The organism is Geothrix sp. 21YS21S-4 (genome assembly GCF_030845995.1).
Classification (GTDB): domain Bacteria; phylum Acidobacteriota; class Holophagae; order Holophagales; family Holophagaceae; genus Geothrix.
The window spans coordinates 2,254,330-2,276,219 of sequence record NZ_CP132719.1 but is presented as its reverse complement, the minus strand read 5'-3'; the positions used below and the strand labels follow the sequence as shown (position 1 = coordinate 2,276,219).

The following is a 21,890-nucleotide window of genomic DNA, read 5'->3' as shown; positions in this document are numbered from 1 at the left end:
CGGAGGATTCACCATGCAGCCCAAGCGCTTCCTCGGCCGCACCGGCATCGCCATCTCGCCCCTGGTCTTCGGCGGGAACGTGTTCGGCTGGACCATCGACAAGAAGACCTCCTTCGACCTCCTGGACCGCTTCCTGGCGGCGGGTTTCGAGACCGTGGACACCGCCGACGTCTACTCGGCGTGGAAGCCCGGGAACCAGGGCGGCGAGTCGGAGACCATCCTCGGCGAGTGGATGCGGGAGCGCGGCGTCCGCGACCGGATCGTCCTGATCACCAAGGTCGGGATGGAGCTGGGGCCGGGGCGGAAGGGCTTGTCTGCGGCCTGGATCGAGCGGGCGGTGGAGGATTCCCTGCGCCGCCTCCGGACCGATTACATCGACGTCTACCTGTCCCACAAGCCCGATCCGGACGTGCCCCACGCCGAGACCCTGGAGGCCTACGCGAAGCTCATCGCCGCCGGAAAGGTGCGGGCCGTGGGCGCTTCCAACTACAGCGCCGCCCAGGTGCGCGAGGCCCTGGACGCGGCCGCGGCGCGGGACCTGCCGCGCTACGACGTGCTCCAGCCCGAGTACAACCTCTACGACCGCCAGGGCTACGAAGGAGCCTTGCGGGACCTCGCGCTGGCGGAAGGGCTGGGGGTCATCACCTACTTCAGCCTCGCCCGGGGCTTCCTCAGCGGGAAGTACCGCAGCGAGGCGGACCTGGGTCAGAGCGTGCGAGGGGGCGGGATCAAGGCCTACCTCAACGAGCGCGGCTTCCGGATTCTCGGCGCCCTGGAGCAGGTGGCCGCGCGCCATGGCGCCAAGCCCGCGGAAGTGGCGCTCGCCTGGCTGATGGCCCGCCCCGGCGTCACCGCGCCCATCGCCAGCGCCACCACCCCGGCGCAACTGGACAGCCTGATCCGCGCGGCCTCCCTCGCGTTGGCGCCGGAGGATCTCGCTGTGTTGAAGGAAGGGAGCCGCTCCTAGCTCGTTCCGTCCCGGTCCCCATCCCGTTCGTAGGCCCTCTGCAGCCACGGCAGCGCCGCGGCCACGTCGATGTCGGAGACGATCTCCAGCTTGTGGGTGAGGCGGTCTTTCCTGCGAAAGCCGCCCGTGTCCTGGAGGCGGCCCGAGGGATCCTCCACCGCGGCGGGATCGCCGAGGGCGAGGCCCAGGTCCAGGCGGGAGGCGAAGGGCTTCACCTGGGCGAAGACGTGATTCCGGTAGAAGGGGACGATGGTCTCGCAGGGGCAGACCTTCACGTCCGTTCCGAGGCCGCGGACTGCGGCGGCGAGCTGCTCGAAGAGGGGGCGCAGGGCGGCTTTCCTCCCGCCGTATTGGGCCTCCACGTAGCCCGGCGCCGCGGCCAGGTAGCCTTCGGGAGTGTCGTCGAACGCGTGGCCCGGTTCAGCGCCCGCCCGCTGCGCCACCAGGGCCGCCTGGGTGGCGCCGAGGCCCTGGGCCTTCAGCCACGCCACGCGCGCCTTCGCGTCCGCCGGAGCCTCCGCCTGGACGAGGGCGGTCCAGGCTTTCAGGCTCCGGCCCGTGCGGACTTCCAGGTTGGACAGGATGGATTGGACGTAGGCCACGCTGGGATGGAGGTCGTAGGGCTCGGGCATGGGGCGCTCCGGGACGAGTCTAGGAGCGTGTCCGGCCTTGTGCTACCTTCCCTCCAGCCATCCCGACAATCCATCCGTTTTCCCGGAGCCGCCCATGAGCGACGTGGAGATCAGCCTCACCCAGCGGGCCACCATCGACGCGCTCCAGAAGGGCGAGCCGTCCATTCCCATGCGGGGCTGGCTGGCGAAGCAGGCCGCCATCGACTACGAAGTGGAGCGTGCCCTGGCCGAGGCGGATCCCGCCGCCTTCTGGGGGGACAAGGCTGCGGCGCTGGATTGGCACCAGCCGTGGACGGAGGTCTTCCAGTTCGAGGCGCCGCACCACGCGTGGTTCCTGGGCGGGAAGCTGAACGCCACGGTCAACTGCATCGACCGCCACGTCCACAGCGACCGGCGCAACAAGGCGGCCCTCCTGTGGGTGGGCGAGGACGGCGACGAGCGGTCCTACACCTACAACCGGCTCTACCGCGAGATGAACCGCTTCGCGAACACCCTCAAGCGGCTCGGCGTGAGCAAGGGCGACCGCGTGATCCTCTACATGCCGCTGACGCCCGAAGGGATCATCTCCATGCTGGCCTGCGCCCGCATCGGCGCCATCCACAGCGTGGTCTACGCGGGCATGGGCCACGCGGCCCTCCGCACCCGGATCGAGGATGCCGGCGCTCGGGTGGTGGTGTGCTCCGACTTCACCTACCGGCGCGGCAAGGCCACGGCGCTGAAACCCATCGTGGACGAGGCCGTGCGCGACCTGGCCTCCGTGGACCACGTGATCGTCCACCGCCGCGGTTCCCGTCCCGGCGACGCGCCCGTCACCTTCGCCAGCGAGCGGGAGAAGGACTTCTACGACATCCAGCAGGGCCGCGAGATCCACTGCGATCCCGAGATGGTGGACGCCGAGCACCCCCTGTTCATCCTCTACACCAGCGGCACCACCGGAAAGCCCAAGGGCGTCGTCCACGCCACCGGCGGATACCTGGTGGGCGTCAACTACCTCAGCCGGGCCTTCTACCAGATCCAGGAGCGCGACATCTACTGGAGCACCTCCGACATCGGCTGGGTGGTGGGGCACAGCTTCATCGTCTACGGCCCCCTCAGCATCGGCGCCACGGTGCTGTGCCGCGAGGGCGCGCCGGACTACCCGAGCCCCGACGTCACCTGGGAGATCTGCGAGCGGTTCGGCGTCAACGTGATGTTCACCGCGCCCACCGCCATCCGCATGTGGATGAGCCACGGCGCCGAGGCGCCCGGGAAATTCGATCTGAGCCGCCTCCGGCTGATGGCCTGCGCTGGCGAGCCCCTCAACCCCGAGGCCCACCGCTGGGCCCAGCAGCACCTGGTGGGGCAGGGGAACGGGATGGTGGTCGACAACTGGTGGCAGACCGAGATCGCCGGGCCCGTCATCGGCACCCTGCCCACCTTCGAGGCCCGGCCGGGCAAGGCGGGGAAGGCCCTGCCCGGCGCCCAACTGGCGGTGGTGAACCGCGACGGGACGCCCGTTCCCGACGGCCAGGGCGGCCTCTTGGTGGTCAAGTTTCCGCTGCCCTACATGCTCCGCACCGTGTGGAACGATCCGAAGCGCTACGAGGACTACTGGCGGGACATCCCCGGCTGCTACAGCGCCGGCGATGTCGCCGTGAAGGACGCCGACGGCTACATCGCCGTCCTGGGCCGGGCGGACGATGTCCTCAACGTGGCGGGCCATCGCATCGGCACGGCCGACGTGGAGGGTTCCCTCCTCCGCCACCCCGCCGTGGCCGAGAGCGCCGTGGTGGGCCTGCCCGATCCCATCAAGGGCGAGTGCATCAAGGCCTTCGTCGTGGTGAAGGCGGGCGTGCCCACGGGCCCGGGCCTCATCGCCAGCCTCAAGGACCACGTGCGGGAGGACCTGGGCGGCATCGCCGCCCCGGGCGAGATCGAGATTCGCGCCAGTCTCCCCAAGACCCGCTCCGGCAAGATCGTCCGCCGCGCCCTCAAGGCCGAAGCCCTGGGGCAGGATCCGGGGGATTTGAGCACGCTCGCGGATTGATTCGAATCGCACCCTGCGGCGTATACCGACCCCGATCAGGCCATCTCTGAAGGCTGAAACCTAGAAAGTACCGGCCCGAGAATCTCCTGCCTCTTTCGACACGGCATGTTGTTTCAATGCGGTCCTGATTGCACTCAGCTCATTCGGGACCTATGGAACAACAGAGAACCCAGCCACCATTGAGGATCTGAAAACCCTGGTCGCAGCCCACGACAACTCCAGCCACCCCCACCTCCTCTGGATCCACAGGTGCGGGGATGTCTATTTCCCCCCGGTCAGACCCCCTCACCACCTCTCTCATTTCCGGCAATGGGTCGCATCTCCGGAGGCTGCCCATATCTATACTTTGGGACGTTGGCTGCCGGGGGAGGCTGGGTGGGACCCAACGCAGCCGCCGATTCCGCCTGGATGGCCGAGCTTCATGTCCACCTCAACCAGGGTTGGCTCCTCTCTACGCAAGCCTGTAATGACCCAGTGAAAAGCTGCTCAGGGGATACTCCAAAGGAGACCCCATGAGTGGAGCCATGGAAGACGAGATCAAACGATGGACGGCACGCCGAAAGGCAGCGCTGGTGATGGAGATCATCCAGGGGAAGACGACAGTGGCGGAAACCAGCCGGGCCTTCGACCTTCCGCCCTCGGAGATCGAAGGCTGGATCGAGGATGGCAAGTGCGGGATGGAGAACGCCCTCCGGGTCAAGCCCCTGGACGTGAAGGAGCAGTACGAGCGGCAGCTCAAGGACCCCCAGTGCCACCATACGCGAAGACATCGAGCTGCCCAAACTTCTGCCTAGAAACCTCACCTGCCTTGATTGTGGCGTCTTTAGCCTTCTGTTGCAGGTTGTCTAACTGCCCCGGTGGACCTGTCAGACCCTGGGCTCCATTTGTTTGCGCGGTTAGTTCCGAATTTGTTCACCTAAATATTCCTTGTATAGGTTCTCATCGCTCACAACTGGAATAAATGAATAATCAATTCGATCCAAACGATGGGAGACCGAATATGATTTATTTTGTGAAGGTACATAGATCATTACAGAATAAATATCCGAGCAATTATGTGCTCCACACCCTGAGAATTGTATACCTCGCTCTCCGGTTGGAAGATTGCATAATTTAAATCGATCGGGTGAACTTATAGAGAAAGAATCATCTAGCTTGGGAGATCCCCATACTAACTCCCAAAGCTTTAAACCGCGTTTTTGATAGACCCAAATGCCCCATCCTCGCGTTAAATCACTGTATAGGATTGCAACACGCTCTTCAGGCGCAAAAACCAAAATTGATTCTATGTGTGCCTTAGAGTCTGGAACTTTATTAATAATATTTCTAAATTCTTGAATAGAGATTCCGACATCATGTGCCTGTATAGAATTAGATCCAATGCCCATAAATATAAACAATGTAATCAATTTGGCAAAATTGTAGACAACCATTTTTTTAATCATCATTGAAAACTCCTGATAATATCGATATAATTAATACCAAGACGACCATATGATGGGTTCCGAGCATCTAATAATCTATTTCGAACTCCATCCATACCTTCCTTGGCAAATACACTTTGTGTTCTGCCAGCACCAAGAGTCCATGAAGCGATAGCTAGATCAGTGTTTCCATGAAATGTCTTGATTGCACCCGATAGTGCTCCCGCAACTGCTGCAACGACTTTAGGCGTAAATAGATCTTCAGTGCTCAAATGTAGATCAGCTTGTCGCGCGGGAAGTATCTGGAACATCCCCTTAGCTTCACCATTAACCGCATTGGGGTTCAGGGTTGATTCCTTGAACCCTAATCCAACTAGAAGATTCGGGTCTATTCCCTTGGCTTCGGCAGCACTCTCGATAGCACCTCTCCATGTTTTTTCCGTGGAGCCTGTTCCCAGTGCTTTCTCAAGCGCCTGGATAGATTTCTCCGAGAGATCTCGGGTTCCGGCTACAAGTGCATTCTTGGAAGCTGAACCATCAACAGCCCCTCTTTGGGCGGGTTTGGTATTAGTAGAGGGTCCCTCCGCTTCTTTTCGAAAGTTGGTAAAGATCGTCTCTCTACCGATTGCTTGGATGTCGGTATCTATGGAGAGGGTATAACTATCCCTACCTGTATTCCTTAAAACCATCGATACATTGCTTATTGCATATAATGCATCCCCAAATCGGGTTGAATAAAAGTTGTTCCAGGCCTGCTGCTGCTGTTCGGGGATGCTCATGATCCGTCCATCCGGATCGGTCTTGGTGACGGGGTTGTTCGTAACGTAATTATAGAGGTTCCAGGTCTCGGGATCATCCTTGGTCTGGTCGTAGGCGGGATCCACCTGGACGAACTTCCCGTAGCCTGCGAGGTAGGTCCTTGCCTGCATGTAGATCGCGTTCGAATCGGGGTCCTCCTCGTGGTTGGTGAACCGCCGCAGGCTCTTGGGCGCGCCGGGCAGCCCGTCTATCAGCCGCTCGCCAAAGGGCAGGTTCTTCGTCCGGTTCACGAGAACCCCGCTGGCATTCGTGATCACGTTGGGACTCCCCACCTGATCCCCCTGGATGTAGATCACCCCATCCGGCCGGCTCTCGCTGAGGAGCTGACCGAAGCCGTAGACCATGGATCGTTCCCAATAGGTGTTAACAGCGGAGACCAACTGGTTGGGTTGGCCTGCGGAATCCCAATTGTCGAAGCCTGATTCAAATCCATCCTGGAGCACCACGCCTTTCCGGGTGCTGGTGACCGTGACCTCGTCGTACAGGACGCTGGTTGAATTGGACGGGTCGTTCCCCACGACGTTCCCGTAGATGTAAATCCACATGTCATCGGCATGGGACAAGGTCCGGTTCACGGTCAAGCGCTGCCAATCCCCATTCCCATCCAGACTCTGAATCGCCTGATTGTCATAGGGATCGGCTCCGCCCGCATCACCCACGAAAAGGGTGGCCGCGGTTCCAGGCTCGGTCTTGCACCACACCGTGGCCGTGACGATGTCCCCCGCCTCGAACCTTCCCAGATACCTGTCCAGGGAACAGTTCGTTCCCTGCCTGTGCCAGATCCGAACCGCCGAATGGCCGCTGTACGTGGTCGCCGTGGAGGAGGAGAGAAGGTCACCGGGTTGCCCCGCCGAATCCCAATTGCCGAGGCCCGATTCAAATCCATCCTGAAACACCACGTCCTTCAGCGTGCTGGTCACCCTGACATCGTCGTACAACACGCTGGTGGAATTCGCCGGGTCGTTTCCAATGACATTCCCATAGATATAAATCCAGATATCATCCGCATGGGACATGGTTCGATGCACGGTCAAGCGCTGCCAATCCCCGTTCCCATCAAGGTGGATCACCATCTGATTGTCATAGGGATCGACTCCGCCCGCATCACCGAGAAAAAGAGTCGCCGCGGTCCCCGGCTCCGTCTTACACCACACCGTAGCCGTGACGATGTCGCCCGGATCGAATTTCCCTAAGTACCTGGCAAGGGAGCAATTCGTTCCTTGCTTGTGCCAGATGCGAACGGCAGCATGGCCGGTGTAGGTCGTGGCAGTAGAAGACGAGAGAAGGTCATTGGGCTGACCTGCCGAATCCCAATCGCCGAAGCCCGATTCAAATCCATCCTGCAGCACCACGCCTTTCCGGGTACTGGTTACCGTAACATCGTCGTACAACACACTGGTTGAATTCGCGGGGTCGTTCCCCATGACGTTCCCGTAGATGTAGATCCACAGGTCATCGGCATGGGACAGGGTCCGGCTCACGGTCAGGCACTGCCACTTCCCGTTCCCATCCAGGGAGGCCACGCTCTGGTTGTCATAGGGATCGGGTCCGCCCGCATCCCCGAGAAAAAGAGTGGCCGTGGTCCCAGGGTCGGTCCTGCACCACACCGTGGCCGTCACGATGTCCCCAGCCTCGAATCTTCCTAAATATCTATCAAGGGAGCAGTTCGTACCCTGCTTGTGCCAAATGCGAACAGCTTTCCCTCCGCCATGCGTGGTGGCGGAGGGCCCCCCTGAGGGTGTGACGCCATTCTCGAGGGTGGCTTCTCCCGGAGCCATTCCATTGCTGATCACCACCAGGGGTTCCCGGTTGAAGCCGTAGACCGTGTAAGTGATCGATCCGTCCCCCTTCGACCGTCGGAACCTCAGGCCCTGCCCGTCCAGCAGGTAGGCGGTCCCATTCTCCTTGACGATCCTGCCCGAGGGATCGTAGGTCCAGGCGGTCTGGGTGGCGGCCTGCCCCGGCGTGGTCCATACCTGCTTCATCCGCCCCAGGTCGTCGTAGAGGGCGCCGGTGGCGAGGCTCCCGCCCACGGCGGCCACAGTGGCGGGCAGGTCGTTGCTGCTGCCGTAGGCGGCGGTCCAGGTGAGGGCTTCGGACGTGGCCGGAAGGGTGCCCGCGGGGGCCGTGGTGGTGCTGGACGTGCGGTTTCCGTAGCGGTCGTAACTGAAGCCCTGGTCCACATACGTTCCCGTCTGGGGGTTGAGCACGTGGGCGGAACTCAGCCGCTGGAGGGCGTCGTAGCCGAAGGTGTCCGTCCCCCGGCGCGTCAGCAGGCCCCCGGGGGTCCAGGCCATCGTATGGTCTTCCAACGTGCCCGCGGGCGCGACGTGGGTCACCTGGGCCAATTCCCCGCGATCGGCCCGACTGGTGGTCCAGGCGTTGTTCCCGTAGGTCAGCACCTGGCTGACGGAGGTGTCCGAGACCTGGTCGTAGACCATCGATCCCCGGGGTCGGGTCTCTCCGTTCACCGTCACCGCCGACATCCGACCCAGGACGTCGTAGGTGTAGCCCACCACGTCCCGGCGGCCGGCGGCGGCGGGATAGGTGAGGCTCGTCACCCGTCCCGCCGCATCAAAGGCGCGGTTGACATTGAAACTCTGGGCGCCGTCGGAGACGGTCTTGCTGGAAACGCGGAACAGGTCGTCGTAGCCGTAGGCCTCCGTCAGGGTCCCGTTGGGCTGGGTCTCCTGGAGCGCCGTCAGCAGCCGCGTGGCGGGGTCATAGGTCAGGGTCCGCACCACGCTTCCCTCGGGTCCGGAGGCGCTCTGGATCGCCGGCAGGAGCTGGTCGTTCAGGACCGTGCTGAAGGCATTCCGGACGCTCCCCCCGCTCCGGCCGTACTGCTGGACCACCAGCGGCGCTCCGGCCTGGGTGAACTTCGAATAGACCGTCGTCCCCTCCTCGGGCTCCGTCCGGCTGGTCAGCCACCCCATGGCGTTGTAGGTGTAGCTCCGCTGCTGGTTGCCCTGCAGGGTCTGGATCAGGTGGCCGTCCTGGTCGTAGAAGGACTCGCTCAGCTGGCCCGCCTGGTCGATCACCGCCCGCTTCTGCCCCAGCAGGTCCACCGCCTCCGACCGGGTGAAGCCCCGGTCGTCCTGGATCGTGGTCCATACCGCCGTGATTCCGCCGATCGTGGTCCAGGTGGGTTGAAGGGTCACATGCTGGAGCAGCCGTCCCTGGGCGTCCCAGTGGTCCGTCATCCGCCCCTGGCCGTCGTAGGCCCAGGTCTCGTTTCCCCAGGAAGCCTGGGTCCTTGTCAGGACGGGGCTCTGGCGGACCTTCTGCCCGAACCCGTCGTAGCCGAAGCTCTGCGACGTGGCCTGGATTCCATTGGCGTCGTAGGCCGTGACCTTCACCGCCCGCCCGAAGGCGTCCAGGTTCGTCCGGGTGCGGAGGCTCCTGCCATCCGCGGTGAGGGTCTCGTCCTTCCACGTCCCGTTCACGTCGTAGGCGTAGTCGGTGGTGACCGCGCCCACACCGCCCCGCGCCAGGCGCGTCACCTGCGACTTCCGTCCCCAGGCGTCGTAGCTCGTGGTGGTGGTGATGCCCAGGACGTCCGTGTGGCCCGTCTCCCGCCCCAGGTCGTCGTAATGGAACGACTCCGTCCGCCCGTCGATCTTGTCCCTCACCGTGGAGGGACCTCCCTGGACGTGCGTGTCCGCCCAGGTGTAGACCTTTCCGGCCACCATGCCGGAATTGTCAGGATTGGGGTAGTAGGGCCCGCCGGGCCCCGTCAGGGCATTCTGGGTGGTCTCCCGCAGCAGCGGCAGCCCGTCCACATAGCTCCGCTGCTCCTCCGCCGTGAACCCGCCCCGGTCCCCCTTCTGGCTCGAAATCCGGCCCAACGCATCATAGGCGTACGTCGTCGTCCCGAAATCCGCCGAGGCCACGCCTCGGAGGTTGGGTAGGGCACTTCCCGCCAAGGTCTTTTGGTCCGTCAACGTCTTCAGCGCGGCGAGGGAATCACGCCATTCGCGGGTGACCACGCCCGTTCGGCGCACATTCCCGTCCAGGGAAGGATTTGACGGGGGGGAATTCCAGGCTGGCGTCTCCCTACCGGTTTTCAGGGCCGGCAAGCCGGCTGGCCCATCTGTCGATTCATCCGTCCGCACCGGACCCCGCGCATCCCTGCCGTTCTTGCTGAGATCTCCCACGAGGGTGGTTTTGGTGGGGAGATCCGGGGTGAAGGTCTGGACGCGCGTGGCAACCGCTGTGGTGGGGTAGAGCAATGCATTGGTGGGATTGATCCATGAACTCAGATCCCATCCGGAATACTGGATGACCGACGTGGTGGTAGCCCCCTGGGGGCTCCAATCACTTCCCACGCCCGTGCCGTACAGGGATTCCGCCTGCACGACGGCCGACGTGTAGGCCAGAAACGCGGTGGAGCTTGAAGGGTCGCTTCCGGGCAAGGACACGTGTGTCAGCCGCGTCAGACGATAGGGAAGGCCGCTGGGGCCGCTGGAAAAGGTCGGGCGATCGAAGGCGTAGATCAGCGTCTTCTGGTCAAACGAACTCCATCGCCAGACATGAGGGGTGGAGCTTGCATCGAAAGATCCCCACGGAATGATCCGAGAGACGCGGGTGCTGCTTCCCGTCCCATCCGTCTGAATGCGGTCGATGCCGGAAAAGCCGGGCCCGATCGAAGACATGGAATTTCCTGCTTTAAAGCCGGTCCATGTTCCATAAGCGAAATTCCAACATTTATTCCCGTAGGTTGGGGCGCCAGAACCGGCGAATTTTTCTACGAGGCCATCTGAGTGCTGCATTTTCCGGATGCCGAGTTCTCCGGCAGATATGCCTTCTATAACAAGGCTGAAACCTGGCACCAAGCTGTAGTTCCACTGGAATGTGGTGGTGCGCTCAGTGCCATCCACGGCTCGGGAAGTGTGAGAGATGGGAAGGAAGGCCCCCGCCCACGTGGTCGAGCCGGTCCAATTTGGCAAACTGGTGGGATGGAGGTAGAAGCCGGAAGCTATGGCTACGGGAAGACCGGAGAGTGCGCCCGTGGCGGTCACGCCCAAGGTGGCGGAACGGAATTTCTGATCGCCCGTGGCTGGCAGTGAGGTGTTCACGCTAAGGGTAAGGCTATTGGAGGGCACCACTTCGTCTCGAATCGTAAACGAAGCGCTCAAGCCGTCTTGAGCGGTTGTTTCGAGGATGGAGACCTTGTCTCCCCAAAGCGTGGTTACATAGGTGATATTTTCGGACTGGAAAACGGCCTGATCCCCGTTGATGACCGCGCAATTCATGGGCATGTCTTGATTGACGGTGCGCTCGTCTACATCGGGGTTCTTGGGATTGGGGAGGCCATAGGTGATGCGCCAGTGGTACCACGCCAGGAACTTGGTTCCGTCCGTCGTGGCCTGGATCGCATCCTGAATGAATGTCTTGGTGGGCCCGGAGACAATTTGCGCTCCCGAGTTGCGGATCTCATTGATCCTCGCATCCGCCGCTGCCTCACCCGTATCCACTCGCCGGGCAGTCATCCAGGTCTGAAGGGAAGTCGCAGAAGGAACCAGGCTGGACGGCAAGGAGTGGAAAACGAGGTCCGAACCGAAGAGGGTCACGGTGTTGGAATATGCAGCCTGGGGCGTCTGATAGGAATTTCCCAGACGCCACGTCACGGGCCGAAAGCTGCCCATCAAGCCGGTGCCGTCGAAGTTCAGAGAGAATCCGGCGGGAATCCGACCCGGGAGGGTGGGACCTAGAGGCAGCGAAAACGACCCTTTTCCCGTGATCGCATCGAAACCTCCCAGCCGGGAGGACACGTGATAGGAGGCCGAAGGCGCCTGGGTGAGGGCCGTTGTCGTATCGATCTGCCCCTTCAGGGCACACGAACCTCCGAGGACCCACAGGAAGGTCCACACAGCCGCTTTGAACATCCGCACAACGCCCCCGTTCCCTGATGACCGCACTCAAGATCGATGGTTGGAGGCTAGCCGAATGAATAGCTATAGGTAAAGAATCAATCTGGAATTTTCTCACTCGAGCATCTCGTGTTTTGAGGTCGTTTGGCTGGGACGCCACCCCGGCTAGTCTGGTGGGCATGAAGCCCCGCCAGACCTCCGTCCTTCTGCTCCTCGGGTTCGCGTCGGGGCTGCCGCTCTATTTGACGGGCTCGACGCTGAAGGCGTGGATGACGGACGAGAACCTGAGCCTGGCGACCATCGGGCTGTTCAGCTTCGTGACGCTGCCCTACAGCCTGAAGGTGTTCTGGGCGCCTTTCCTGGATCGCTACGCCCTGCCGGGGCTGGGGCGGCGGCGGGGGTGGATGCTGGCCATGCAGGTGGGCATGGCGGCGGCCCTGGGGCTGTTGGCCCTGACCCAGCCCCACCTCGACCTCCTGCGCGTCGTGCTCCTGGCCTTGGCGGTGGCGGTCACCAGCGCCACCTTCGACATCGCCGTGGACGCGTGGCGGGCCGAGGCTCTGGATGCCAAGCACCTGGGCCTCGGCAACAGCATCCACATCGCCGCCTACCGCGTGGCGATGCTGGTGAGCGGCGGATTGGCGCTCATTCTGGCCCAGACCTTCGGCTGGCGGAGCACCTATCTGGTCATGGCCGGGCTCACGCTGCTCGGCGCCCTGGGCACCTGGCTGGCGACGAATACGGACGCGGTGGCTCCGGCGCCGCGGACCTTGAAGGAAGCCATTTCGGGCCCGCTGAAGGACCTGCTCCAGCGCAAGGGCATCGCCTACCTGCTGGCCTTCGCCGTGTTCTACAAGCTGGGCGACTGGTTGGCGGAATCCATGACCATCCCTTTTTTGCTGCGGGGGATGGGCTTCACCAAGCTGGAGATCGGCACCGTCCAGAAGACCACCGCCATGGCCGCCATCATCGTGGGTGGCCTTCTCGGCGGGTGGATGCTGACCCGCATCAGCCTGCGGAAGGCGCTGTGGATCTGCGGCTTCGTCCAGGCGGGCAGCATCCTGGGCTTCTGGGCCATCTCCCTCCTGGGGCGGCACCTGCCGCTGTTGGTGGCGGCGAACACGCTGGAGAACCTCGCCTACGGGATGGGCGGCAGCGCCTTCGCGGCCCTGCTGATGGGGGCCTGCAACCGCCGCTACACGGGCACCCAGTACGCCCTGTTCAGCGCTTTGATGGCCCTTCCGAGAACGGTGTTCGGCGGGCTCACGGGATTCATGGCCGAGTGGTACGGCTGGAAGCTCTACTTCCCCGTCTGCGCCGCCGCGGCGATTCCGGGGCTGCTCCTGCTGCTGCTATGGGACCGCTGGGGCCTGCCGGAGGACGACGTGGTCTGAGCCTCGAAAAAGTAAGGACTCACCGCTAAGAAGACATGAATGCCAGTTTGGCCTTCTTGGATGATTTCTTATGCCAGTTTGCATTTAAAGGCTTAAGGATCACCACCAAGACACCAAGGGCGCCAAGAAGAGCGGGAGGATCGAACACATCTTTTCTTGGTGTCTTCGTGTCTTGGTGGTGAAAGAAAATCTTGGGTCTTGAGCGCCGATTGGTATTTAGAGCGGGATCTCCAGCCCCAGCGAGGCCGCGAGGGCGCGGAAGGCGTCGGGAATGGGCGCCTCGCCGTGGATGCGGAGGCCGGTGACGGGGTGGTCCACGGACAGCTTCCAGGCGTGGAGCGCGGGATGGGGCAGGAGCAGGGCGCCGCCCGCCGTATCCTTCCAGCGGCCGGGGCCGCCATAGAGGGGATCCCCCATCAGGGGCGCGCGAAGGTGGGCGAGGTGGACGCGGATCTGGTGGGTACGGCCCGTCAGCAGTTCGCATTCCACGAGGGCCGCGCTGGTGGTGCGGGCCAGGACGCGGAGGCGGGTCTGGGCGGGGCGTCCGCCCGCGGCCACCACCATCCGGAGGCGATCCTGCTTGTGGCGGGCGATGGGTTCGTCCACCAGCAGGCTGCCCAAGGTGGGCAGGCGGGGCGAATGGCGGACCAGCGCCAGATAGCGCTTCTCCACCGTGCGGGCCTTGAACTGCGCCTGGATGCCGCGCTGGGCCTCGGCGGTCTTCGCGAGGCAGAGGCAGCCCGTGGTATAGCGGTCCAGGCGGTGGACGAGGCCCGGCCAGCCCGAGGCCAGTTCCTCCGCGTCCTCCCCTTCGCTTCCCTCTTCGCCGGCGATCGCGGCGACGGGCGTCTGAAGGCGGTGGAGCAGGGCGTTCACCACGGTGCCGCCGGCGTGGCCGGGGCCGGGATGGACCACCATGCCCGAGGGCTTGTCCACGATCCACAGGTGGCCGTCCTCGAACAGGGTGGGCAGTTCGAGATCCTCGGCCTCCAGGTGGGCTGCGGGCGCGGTGATCACGGGCAGGTCGGTCTCCACGACGTCGCCGGGGCGCAGTTTCGTTCCGCCCTTGGACACGGGCTGGCCGTTGACCTTCACCAGTTCCGCGCGCACGTGGATGTCCCAGCGGGCGCGGGGCACTTCGGAAAAGCGGTCGGCGAGAAACCGGTCCAGGCGGGGGGCGCCGGTTTCGGCGACGAGGCGGATCATGCGGTCTCCTGCTTGCGGCGGCTCCAGAACACCCACAGCCCCAGGCCCAGCAGCATGAAGCCGAGGCCCGTCAGGCGGCCCGTGCTGAGCCACGCCCAGCCCAGCCAGCCCGTGCCCCGGTCCACGTCCCCGCGCCAGGTCTCGGTGATCACGCGCCCCAGCCCCTCCACGAGGAAGTACAGGGCGAAGATCTGCCCCTGGAAGGCCCGCTTGGGGCGGGCCAGCAGGAGGATGGCCATCACGATCAGGTTGGCGAGGGTGTTGTAGAGCTGGACGGGATGGAGCGGGATGCCCAAGGGCGTCCCGCTGAAGGCGTGGGCGATGGGATCGGTGAACGTCGTGGCCCAGGGGGCGTGGCTTTCCGTCCCGTAGCAACAGCCGGCGGAGAAGCAGCCCAGGCGGCCGATGGCCTGGCCCAGGGCGACGCCGGGCACCAGGGCGTCGCCGGTGGTCCGGAGCGGCAGTCCCTGGCCCTTGCGGAGCTTCCAGAAGAACGTGGCCGTGGCGGCGATGATTCCGCCGTGGATGGCGCCGCCGGCGCGGAGGGTGGCGACGGAGAACACCTCGCGGACGGGCGTGCCGTTGATCAGGTCCACCACCACCATCAGCAGCTTGGAGCCCACGATGGCGGCGATGAGCATGGCGATGGCCATGTCCGTGATGGCGGCGGGATTCAGCCCGTCCAGCTTCGCCTGGCGCTTGGCGAGGGCGGTGCCCGCGAAGAAGGCGATCGCCAGCAGCAACCCGTAGGTGCCGAGGGGAAACGAACCGATCTCGAAAAGAACTGGATGCATGGAAGTCCGCGGCGGAGGTTGAGGCGGGAGCCCGGAGGCTGGAGACTGGAGGTTGGCAGACCATAAGGAGCGCCCATGCCGACCCTCTCGGCCCAGGAATTGGCGGAACGGCTGGGCGGCAGCCTGGAGCATTGTCCCCCGGATCGGGCGATTTCCGAAGTGAAGCCGCTGGAGGAGGCGGGCCCGGGATCCGTGTCGTTCCTGGCCAATCCCAAATATGCCTCGAAGGCCAAGGAAAGTGCCGCGGGCCTGATCTTCGCCGATGCGGCGGTGGACCTGGGCGATCGGCCCGTCCTGCGGGTGAAGCATCCCTACTGGGCCTTCGCCCAGGCCATCGGCTGGCTGCATCCCGAGCCCGCGCCCGAGTGGAGCGAGCGCCCGGTCCATCCCTCCGCCGCGGTGGGAGAGGGCTGCCGCATCGCGCCGAGCGCCACGGTGGGCGCGCGGACGGTGGTCGGCGCGGGTTCGGTAATCCATCCGGGCGTCCACGTCGGCGACGATTGCGTCCTCGGGGAAGGCTGCGAGCTGTTTCCCGGCGCGGTGCTCTACCGCCGCACGCGGCTGGGGAATCGCGTCGCGGTCCACGCCAACTCGGTGGTGGGAAGCGACGGGTACGGCTACGTCCTCGTGGAGGGCCGCCACGCCAAGATCCCCCAGGTGGGTTGGGTGGAGGTGGGCGACGACGTGGAGATCGGCGCCTGCGTGTGCATCGACCGCGGCGTCCTGGGCCCCACGCGCATCGGCGCGGGCACCAAGATCGACAACCAGGTGCAGGTGGGCCACAACGTGCAGGTGGGGAACCACTGCCTTCTGGTGAGCCAGACCGGGATCAGCGGGTCCACGAAGCTGGGGGACTACGTCACCCTGGCGGGCAAGGTCGGCGTGATCGGCCACATCGAGATCGGCAGCCGGAGCGTCGTCGGAGGCAACAGCGTGGTGGCGAAGAGCCTGCCCGAGGGCAGTTTCGTCACGGGGTTCCCCGCCCGCCCCCACCGCGAATGGACCGAGGCCCAAGCCGCCCTCAACCGCCTGCCCCGCCTCATGAAACAGCTGCGCCGGGCCGGAAATTCCGAGTGAGGCCGCGGTCCCCTCGGCGCTTCAGGCGTCGAGGGCCGCGCGCACCTTGGCCGTGAGCCCCGCGATGGAGAAGGGCTTCTGCAGGAACGGCGTTTTCGGATCCAGCAACTCGTCCTCGCCAATGATGTTGTCGGTGTAGCCCGACATGTAGAGGACGCGCAGTCCGGGAATCCGCGTGGCGGCGAGGGCGTACAGGTCCCGCCCGTTCATCCCGGGAAGGATCACGTCCACCACCATCAGACGGCTGGAGGCGCCTTCGCCCGCCAGCAGCTCCAGGGCCTCCTGCCCGTCCCGGGCCGCGAGGGCGGTGTAGCCCTGCTGGCGGAGGATCCGGGTGGCGAGGTCCCGCACCGCGGTGTCGTCCTCCACGATCAGGATGGTCTCCGTTCCCCGCACGCGCTCGGGCTCGGCGGGCGGTGCGGCGACCGGGAGGGTCAGATCTTTCGCCAGGGGCAGGTAGATCTTGAACACGGTCCCGTGATGGGGCTCGCTGTAGACCCAGATGCTGCCCCGGTGCTGCTGGACGATCCCGAAGACCGTGGACAGCCCGAGCCCCGTGCCTTTGGACTTGTCCTTGGTGGTGAAGAAGGGCTCGAAGATCTTCTCGAAGGTTTCGGGCGCCATGCCGTGGCCGGTGTCGCTGACCGCGAGCATGGCGTAGGAGCCGGGAGCGACGCCCGGGTGGGTCTGGACGTAGGCCTCGTCCAGCTCGGCCATCTCCGTGCTGAAGGTCAGGCGCCCGCCGTGGGGCATGGCGTCCTGGGCGTTGATGGCGAGGTTCATGATGATCTGCTCGATCTGGCCGGCATCGGCGCGGACGAGGGGCAGGTGCTCGGCGAGGACGGTGTGGACCTCCACGTTCTCGTGGAGGATCCGGGTCAGGAGCTGGTTGAAGTGGACCACGACCTGGTTGAGGTCCGTGGGCTCCAGGACCAGGGTCTGCTTGCGGCTGAAGGCGAGGAGCTGCTGGACGATCCGCTTGGCCCGGCCGGCGGCCTCGGAGATCTGCGCCGCCAGCAGGGTCAGTTGCGGATCCGGATCGGGGCGTTGGAGGAGGAGGTCGCTGTTGACGAGGATGGGAATCAGCAGGTTGTTGAAATCGTGGGCCACGCCGCCCGCCAGCCGGCCCACGGCATCCATCTTCTGGGCCTGGCGGTACTGGGATTCCCGCTCCAGTTCGGCGGTGATGTCCTGGCTGACCGTGACGGACTCGCGGATGGCGCCGGAGGCGTCCACCACGGGCGAGATGGTGGTGTCCTCGGTGATCAGCCTTCCGTCCTTGCGGCGGTTGATCACCCGGCCCTTCCAGATCTTCCCTGCCGCCACGGCGGTGCGGATCGCCTCGTAGAAGTCCGCGTCGTGCTTGCCGCTGCGGAGGAGCGCCCCGGCCGCGGCGCCCACGGCTTCCTCGAATTCGTAGCCGGTGACGGCGGTGAAGGCTGGGTTCACGTACTGGATGGTGCCCCCGGCGTCGGTGATCAGGACGGATTCCGCGGCCTGGTGGAGGGCCGTCCCGAGCCGCTGGCTCTCCTTGAGGCTGGCGGCGAGGGCGTGGTTCTTCTCGTCGAGGTCCCGGGTGCGCTCGGCGATCAGATCCTCCAGCCCCGTGCGGACTTTCTCTTCGGCGATCTGGGCGCGGACCAGCCGCCAGCACCCCAGGAACCACAGCAAGAGGATGGTGGCGACCGAAACCTTGAGAACGGTCGCCAGTCCCGCCAGCCCGCCGTTGTAATTGGCGTGGGGCAGAAGGGAGATGGACTTCCACGTGGGGACGCCGAAAGGCGCGGGTCCCGCATCGGCCTGGTCCCGGAAGGGCACCACGGTGCGAAACGTCCACAGCCCTTCCGGGGTCGGGAACTGGCCCTGCTCTTCGGTCAGGATCCGCTCCCAGGCATCGGGATGGCGACGGGCGACGCTCAGGTCGGGACGGCCCAACTGGAAGCCCCACTCCTCTTCCGGATTCGTGGCCTTGAGCCAGTAGCCGTAGGTGTTCGTCAGCCACGCGCGGTTGAGGTGATTTCCCGTGGCTTTGGCGTACAGCGACAGGAGGGTGTCGCCGCGGTAGTTGAGGATGACGATCCCCCGCCGCCGCCCCTGGGAATCGCGGACGGGCGAGGCCACCCGGATGGTGGGCTTGAGGGGCCGCTCGATCTGGCCGTTCTCGACGTTGAGGTCCAGGGGGGAGACGTAGATCCCCTCTTCCTTGAGCGCCTGGGCCTCCACGAAGTAGTAGCGGTCGGCCTTGTTCTGGAGCTGGCTTTGGGGGACGATCACCGGCGTCCCTCCCCCCTGGTTGATGCGGATGCGCTCCATGCCCGTCTCGTCCAGCCACCGGATCTGGTCGTACACCGGCTTGGCCCGGGAAAAGCCCACCCAGTCCTGGGCCATCCGCTCGAGGGCCTCGGCTCCGGGGGCCTCCACGGCGTGGCGCAGCCGGAGCTGGGCGATGAGGTAGCGCAGGTCCCCGCGGATGGATTCGAGGCTGGATCCCAGCGAGACCACCCCGGCTTCCACCCGGGACCGCTCTCGGCTCTCGTGGGACGCGTGGCGCCGGAGGGTCTCCGCCCGGTAGCCCGCCCAGGCGGCTGCGGTCACCACCACGGCCAGGGGGAGGAAAAGGGACAGCAGACGGAACGCGAAGGAACGGCGAAAACCCACATCATCCTCAGAATGGCCGGGAAGGTACCGGATGCGCAGGTCCCAGCGCGACCCTGTCATCCCCAATGTGATTTATAAAGGAAATGAATTTTAAATGCCGATTAAATGCGAGGCGTGAAAAATCATCCCAGGGCCGACAGCGAGGCGCCCCCGGCCATGGCGCGAAGGTCCGGGGCCTGGGGGGGAAGGGGAAGGATCCGGAGGTCCACGGGGCGGCCCAGGGCGCCCAGTTCCGCCTCCAGGGCCGCGCGGCCGGATTCCAGCTGGGCCGGATCGCTGAGCCACACCTTCGCCCGGAGGCCCGCCGCCCGCTGCTCCAGGCCCACGCGTACGTCCCCCAGCTCGGTGAAGGGAACGCTGAGGAAGACCCGATGGACCGGCTCGCTGCCGGCGTCCTCGCCGGAATCCCGATCGGCCTCCACCCACAGCCGCAGGGGCTCGGCCCCTGCCGCCCAGGGGAGGGGCACCTCGAACCAGCCGCTGTCCTCCTGCCCCTGCAGGCGGTGGAACGCGGCCTCATCGGGGGACGCGGCCGGATCCGCCAGGGACTGGAAGGCCTCCTTCAGCCAGGTGGCCCACGCGTCGGGCTCCTCCGCCGCCGTGCCGCCGGAGAGGGCGCGGAACAGGGCGGCCAGGGGCTGGAGGGCCGAGGCGGGGGATTGCAGCAGCCGCGCCAGGAGCGGGGCGGCCTCCCCCTGCGCCAGGGGTTGGAGGACCGGCGACGCGGGCGGAGGCGTGGCGCGGACCACCTGGAGCTGGATCCCCGCCCCGCTGGGCAGGGGCACGGCCTTGAGGGCCAGGGCGCTGCCCGCCGGGAAGGGAAGGTCCCCCCGCGCCGTCAGCTCCTTCCCGTTTGCCAGGAGGAGGCGCACCCCGTCCGGGCCGGCGGAGCCCAGCGTGGCCTCCAGGGTCTGTCCCACCAGGGCCTTGAGCAGGTCGGCGGCCGCGGGCCCCGCGGTCGCGGGGATCCGCAGGGACGCGAGGACGGTCGGCGAGAGCGGAGCCGCGCCGTCCATCAGATTCTGAAGTGGCGCCGGATGTGGCCGGGGATGTCCGGCAGCGGTGCGACCAGGTCCACGCAGCCCCGCTCCACCGCGGCCCGCGGCATGCCGTAGACCACGCAGGACTCTTCGGATTCGGCCAGGGTGTGGGCGCCCTTCCGCTTGAGCTGCTCCATGCCCTTGGCGCCGTCGGCGCCCATGCCGGTGAGGATCGCGGCGAAGGTCGGGCCCTGGAACAGCTCCGCCACGCTCAGGAAGAGCACGTCCACGCTGGGGCGGTGGAGGGAGGACACGGGCTCGGTGCTCAGTTCGATGCAGCCCTTGGGCCCGCGGGGGCCGTAGGTCATGTGGATCCCGCCGGGGGCGATGTAGACCGTCCCGGCCTTGAGGGGCTCGCCCTGCTCCGCTTCCTTGACGTGGACCTTGCACAGCCCGTCGAGCCGGTCCGCGAAGGGCTTGGTGAAGGTGCTGGGCATGTGCTGGACGATGAGGCAGGGCACCGGCAGGTTGGCGGGAAGGGCCGGCAGGATGTCCTGCAGCGCCTTGGGCCCGCCCGTGGAGCTGCCCAGCACCAGGAGTTCGGCCTGGGGGCTGCCGGCGAGGGTGCCGCCCACGGGGGCCGGGGCGCGGGGCGCGGGCTTCGCGGCGGGGGTGGAAAGCGAGGGGAAGGCGGGCGGGTGGGCCGGCGCCGAGGGTGCGGGATGGGGGACGTGCGGGTGGGCTCCGGGTCGGTGGAAGCGCGGGCTGGTGGCCAGCCGGCGCACCTTCTCCTGCAGGTCCTGCTGGATCTGCAGGATGCTCATGCTGGCGAAGCTGCTCTCCTTGGGGATGAAATCCAGGGCCCCGATGGACAGGGCGTCCAGGGTGGCCTGGGCCCCTTCCTGGGTCAGGCTGGAGACCATCAGCACCGGCATGGGGTGGTCCGCCATGATCTTCTTCAGGCAGGTGAGGCCGTCCATGCGCGGCATTTCGATGTCGAGGGTGACGATGTCGGGCTTGTGCTCCTGGATCTTCTCCAGCGCGTCGATCCCGTCGCGGGCCGTGGCCACCACGCGCAGGTCAGGGGCTTCCTCCAGCATCTTCTGCAGGGATTTCCGCATGAAGGGGCTGTCGTCCACCACGAGGATGCGGATCGTCGAATTCATGTGCGTACCTCAGGCCTGGAATGCCGCTTCGACGAAGGCCATGGCATGGTCCACCTCGTCGTCGATGGAGAAAGTCAGCCGCTCCACATCCAGGTCCTTGTGGAGGGCGCCGGCGAGGACGGCCCGGAAGGCCGGATGTTCATCCAGCGACACCATCAGGCGCTCGTCGGCGGGGCCCATGGGGATCCGCGTGCGCACCAGCAAGTCGCAGAGGTGGATGAGGTTGGGCAGGAAGTCCTCGGGCCGCGGATCGTGGTGGTCGCGGATGACCTCCACGATGGTCTGGGGGAAGGACCAGCTCTCGGCGAGCAGGGCGCCGGCTTCGGCGTGGTCCAGCCCCAGCACGGCCCGCTCCGCGTCCACGAAGTAGGAACCCTCGGCCACCGCCTGGAGGACCCCCTGGTATTCCTCGGGGAAGCAGGTGTCCAGGGCGACCTTCCCGATGTCGTGGAGCAGGCCCGTGAGAAAGGCCGTCTCCGCCTGGCCGTGGCGGCGGGCTAGGACGCACACGCCTTTCGCGGTGAGGCCCACGGCGACGCTGTGCTGCCACAAGCGAAGGGCATCCAGGTGGGTGCCGCCCTTGAGGGTGCGGATGACCGCGGCCCCCGTGCCGAGGTTGGCGATGGCGTCGAAACCCAGCCGGAGGACTGCCGTGCGGAGGTCCATCACGGAGCCCTCGCCCGCGTAGAGGGGGGAATTCGCCAGCCGCAGGAGCGTGGCGGACAGGGGCGGATCCTTCGACAGGACGCCGAGGATCCGGTCCACGCTGCAACGCTCGTCCTGGACCGCCTCGCCCAGGGCCACCACCGTGAGGGGGAGGCTCGGCAGGGTCTTGGCCTTCAGGCGCGAAACGAACTGCTCCCGCGTGATCATC

General features: G+C 65.5%; 14 protein-coding genes. 5 read left to right on the top strand and 9 right to left on the bottom strand.

The genetic code is table 11. From position 1 onward, the window contains the following. The first annotated feature begins 13 nt into the window (after positions 1 to 13). The gene (locus RAH39_RS10395) at positions 14 to 967 is read left to right on the top strand and encodes an aldo/keto reductase (RefSeq protein WP_306590031.1); all 954 of its coding nucleotides are present in this window, start codon (positions 14 to 16) and stop codon (positions 965 to 967) included. Here RAH39_RS10395 and RAH39_RS10390 read toward each other — a convergent pair. After that, on the bottom strand, positions 964 to 1,599 hold the full coding sequence (locus RAH39_RS10390; RefSeq protein WP_306590030.1) for a DUF5655 domain-containing protein: 636 nt from the start codon (positions 1,597 to 1,599) through the stop codon (positions 964 to 966). The genes RAH39_RS10395 and RAH39_RS10390 overlap by 4 nt on opposite strands. A gap of 94 nt (positions 1,600 to 1,693) precedes the next feature. Between RAH39_RS10390 and acs the strand changes: the two genes are divergently transcribed. Beyond that, complete coding sequence (acs, locus tag RAH39_RS10385) at positions 1,694 to 3,625, top strand: acetate--CoA ligase (RefSeq protein WP_306590029.1); 1,932 nt, start codon at positions 1,694 to 1,696, stop codon at positions 3,623 to 3,625. A 512-nt stretch (positions 3,626 to 4,137) separates the two neighbouring features. Beyond that, positions 4,138 to 4,419, top strand: a complete 282-nt coding sequence (locus RAH39_RS10380) for a DUF1153 domain-containing protein (RefSeq protein WP_373467323.1) — start codon at positions 4,138 to 4,140, stop codon at positions 4,417 to 4,419. 102 nt (positions 4,420 to 4,521) lie between these two features. Here RAH39_RS10380 and RAH39_RS10375 read toward each other — a convergent pair whose 3' ends face one another. Both RAH39_RS10375 and RAH39_RS10370 read right to left on the bottom strand, forming a co-directional pair. Then, a complete protein-coding gene (locus RAH39_RS10375; RefSeq protein ID WP_306590027.1) occupies positions 4,522 to 5,070 on the bottom strand; it encodes a hypothetical protein in 549 nt (182 codons plus the stop codon). Next, a complete protein-coding gene (locus RAH39_RS10370; RefSeq protein WP_306590026.1) occupies positions 5,070 to 11,756 on the bottom strand; it encodes an RHS repeat-associated core domain-containing protein in 6,687 nt (2,228 codons plus the stop codon). Before RAH39_RS10370 ends, RAH39_RS10375 begins: the two co-directional genes overlap by 1 nt. Positions 11,757 to 11,920: 164 nt before the next feature. Here RAH39_RS10370 and RAH39_RS10365 point away from each other — a divergent pair, with 164 nt between their 5' ends. Beyond that, positions 11,921 to 13,135: an AmpG family muropeptide MFS transporter gene (locus RAH39_RS10365; RefSeq protein ID WP_306590025.1), complete on the top strand. Its 1,215-nt coding sequence runs from the start codon at positions 11,921 to 11,923 to the stop codon at positions 13,133 to 13,135. A 216-nt stretch (positions 13,136 to 13,351) separates the two neighbouring features. Here RAH39_RS10365 and RAH39_RS10360 read toward each other — a convergent pair whose 3' ends face one another. Together RAH39_RS10360 and RAH39_RS10355 are read right to left on the bottom strand one after the other, a co-directional pair. Next, positions 13,352 to 14,341, bottom strand: a complete 990-nt coding sequence (locus RAH39_RS10360) for an RluA family pseudouridine synthase (RefSeq protein WP_306590024.1) — start codon at positions 14,339 to 14,341, stop codon at positions 13,352 to 13,354. Next, on the bottom strand, positions 14,338 to 15,135 hold the full coding sequence (locus RAH39_RS10355) for a prolipoprotein diacylglyceryl transferase (protein WP_306590023.1): 798 nt from the start codon (positions 15,133 to 15,135) through the stop codon (positions 14,338 to 14,340). The genes RAH39_RS10360 and RAH39_RS10355 overlap by 4 nt, the downstream gene beginning before the upstream one ends. A 75-nt stretch (positions 15,136 to 15,210) precedes the next feature. On the opposite strand from RAH39_RS10355, the gene lpxD reads away from it, so the two are divergent. Then, positions 15,211 to 16,212, top strand: a complete 1,002-nt coding sequence (gene lpxD / locus RAH39_RS10350) for a UDP-3-O-(3-hydroxymyristoyl)glucosamine N-acyltransferase (protein WP_306590022.1) — start codon at positions 15,211 to 15,213, stop codon at positions 16,210 to 16,212. 21 nt (positions 16,213 to 16,233) lie between these two features. Here lpxD and RAH39_RS10345 read toward each other — a convergent pair whose 3' ends face one another. The 4 genes from RAH39_RS10345 to RAH39_RS10330 form a co-directional block, all read right to left on the bottom strand. Continuing rightward, positions 16,234 to 18,870 carry an ATP-binding protein gene (locus RAH39_RS10345; RefSeq protein WP_306590021.1) on the bottom strand — a complete coding sequence of 879 codons (2,637 nt, stop codon included), beginning with the start codon at positions 18,868 to 18,870 and terminating at the stop codon, positions 16,234 to 16,236. A 122-nt stretch (positions 18,871 to 18,992) separates the two neighbouring features. Next, a complete protein-coding gene (locus RAH39_RS10340) occupies positions 18,993 to 19,886 on the bottom strand; it encodes a hypothetical protein (protein ID WP_306590020.1) in 894 nt (297 codons plus the stop codon). Further along, positions 19,886 to 21,016 carry a protein-glutamate methylesterase/protein-glutamine glutaminase gene (locus RAH39_RS10335; protein WP_306590019.1) on the bottom strand — a complete coding sequence of 377 codons (1,131 nt, stop codon included), beginning with the start codon at positions 21,014 to 21,016 and terminating at the stop codon, positions 19,886 to 19,888. The genes RAH39_RS10340 and RAH39_RS10335 overlap by 1 nt, the downstream gene beginning before the upstream one ends. Before the next feature lie 9 nt (positions 21,017 to 21,025). Beyond that, positions 21,026 to 21,889, bottom strand: a complete 864-nt coding sequence (locus RAH39_RS10330; protein ID WP_306590018.1) for an HDOD domain-containing protein — start codon at positions 21,887 to 21,889, stop codon at positions 21,026 to 21,028. Position 21,890 lies beyond the last annotated feature (1 nt).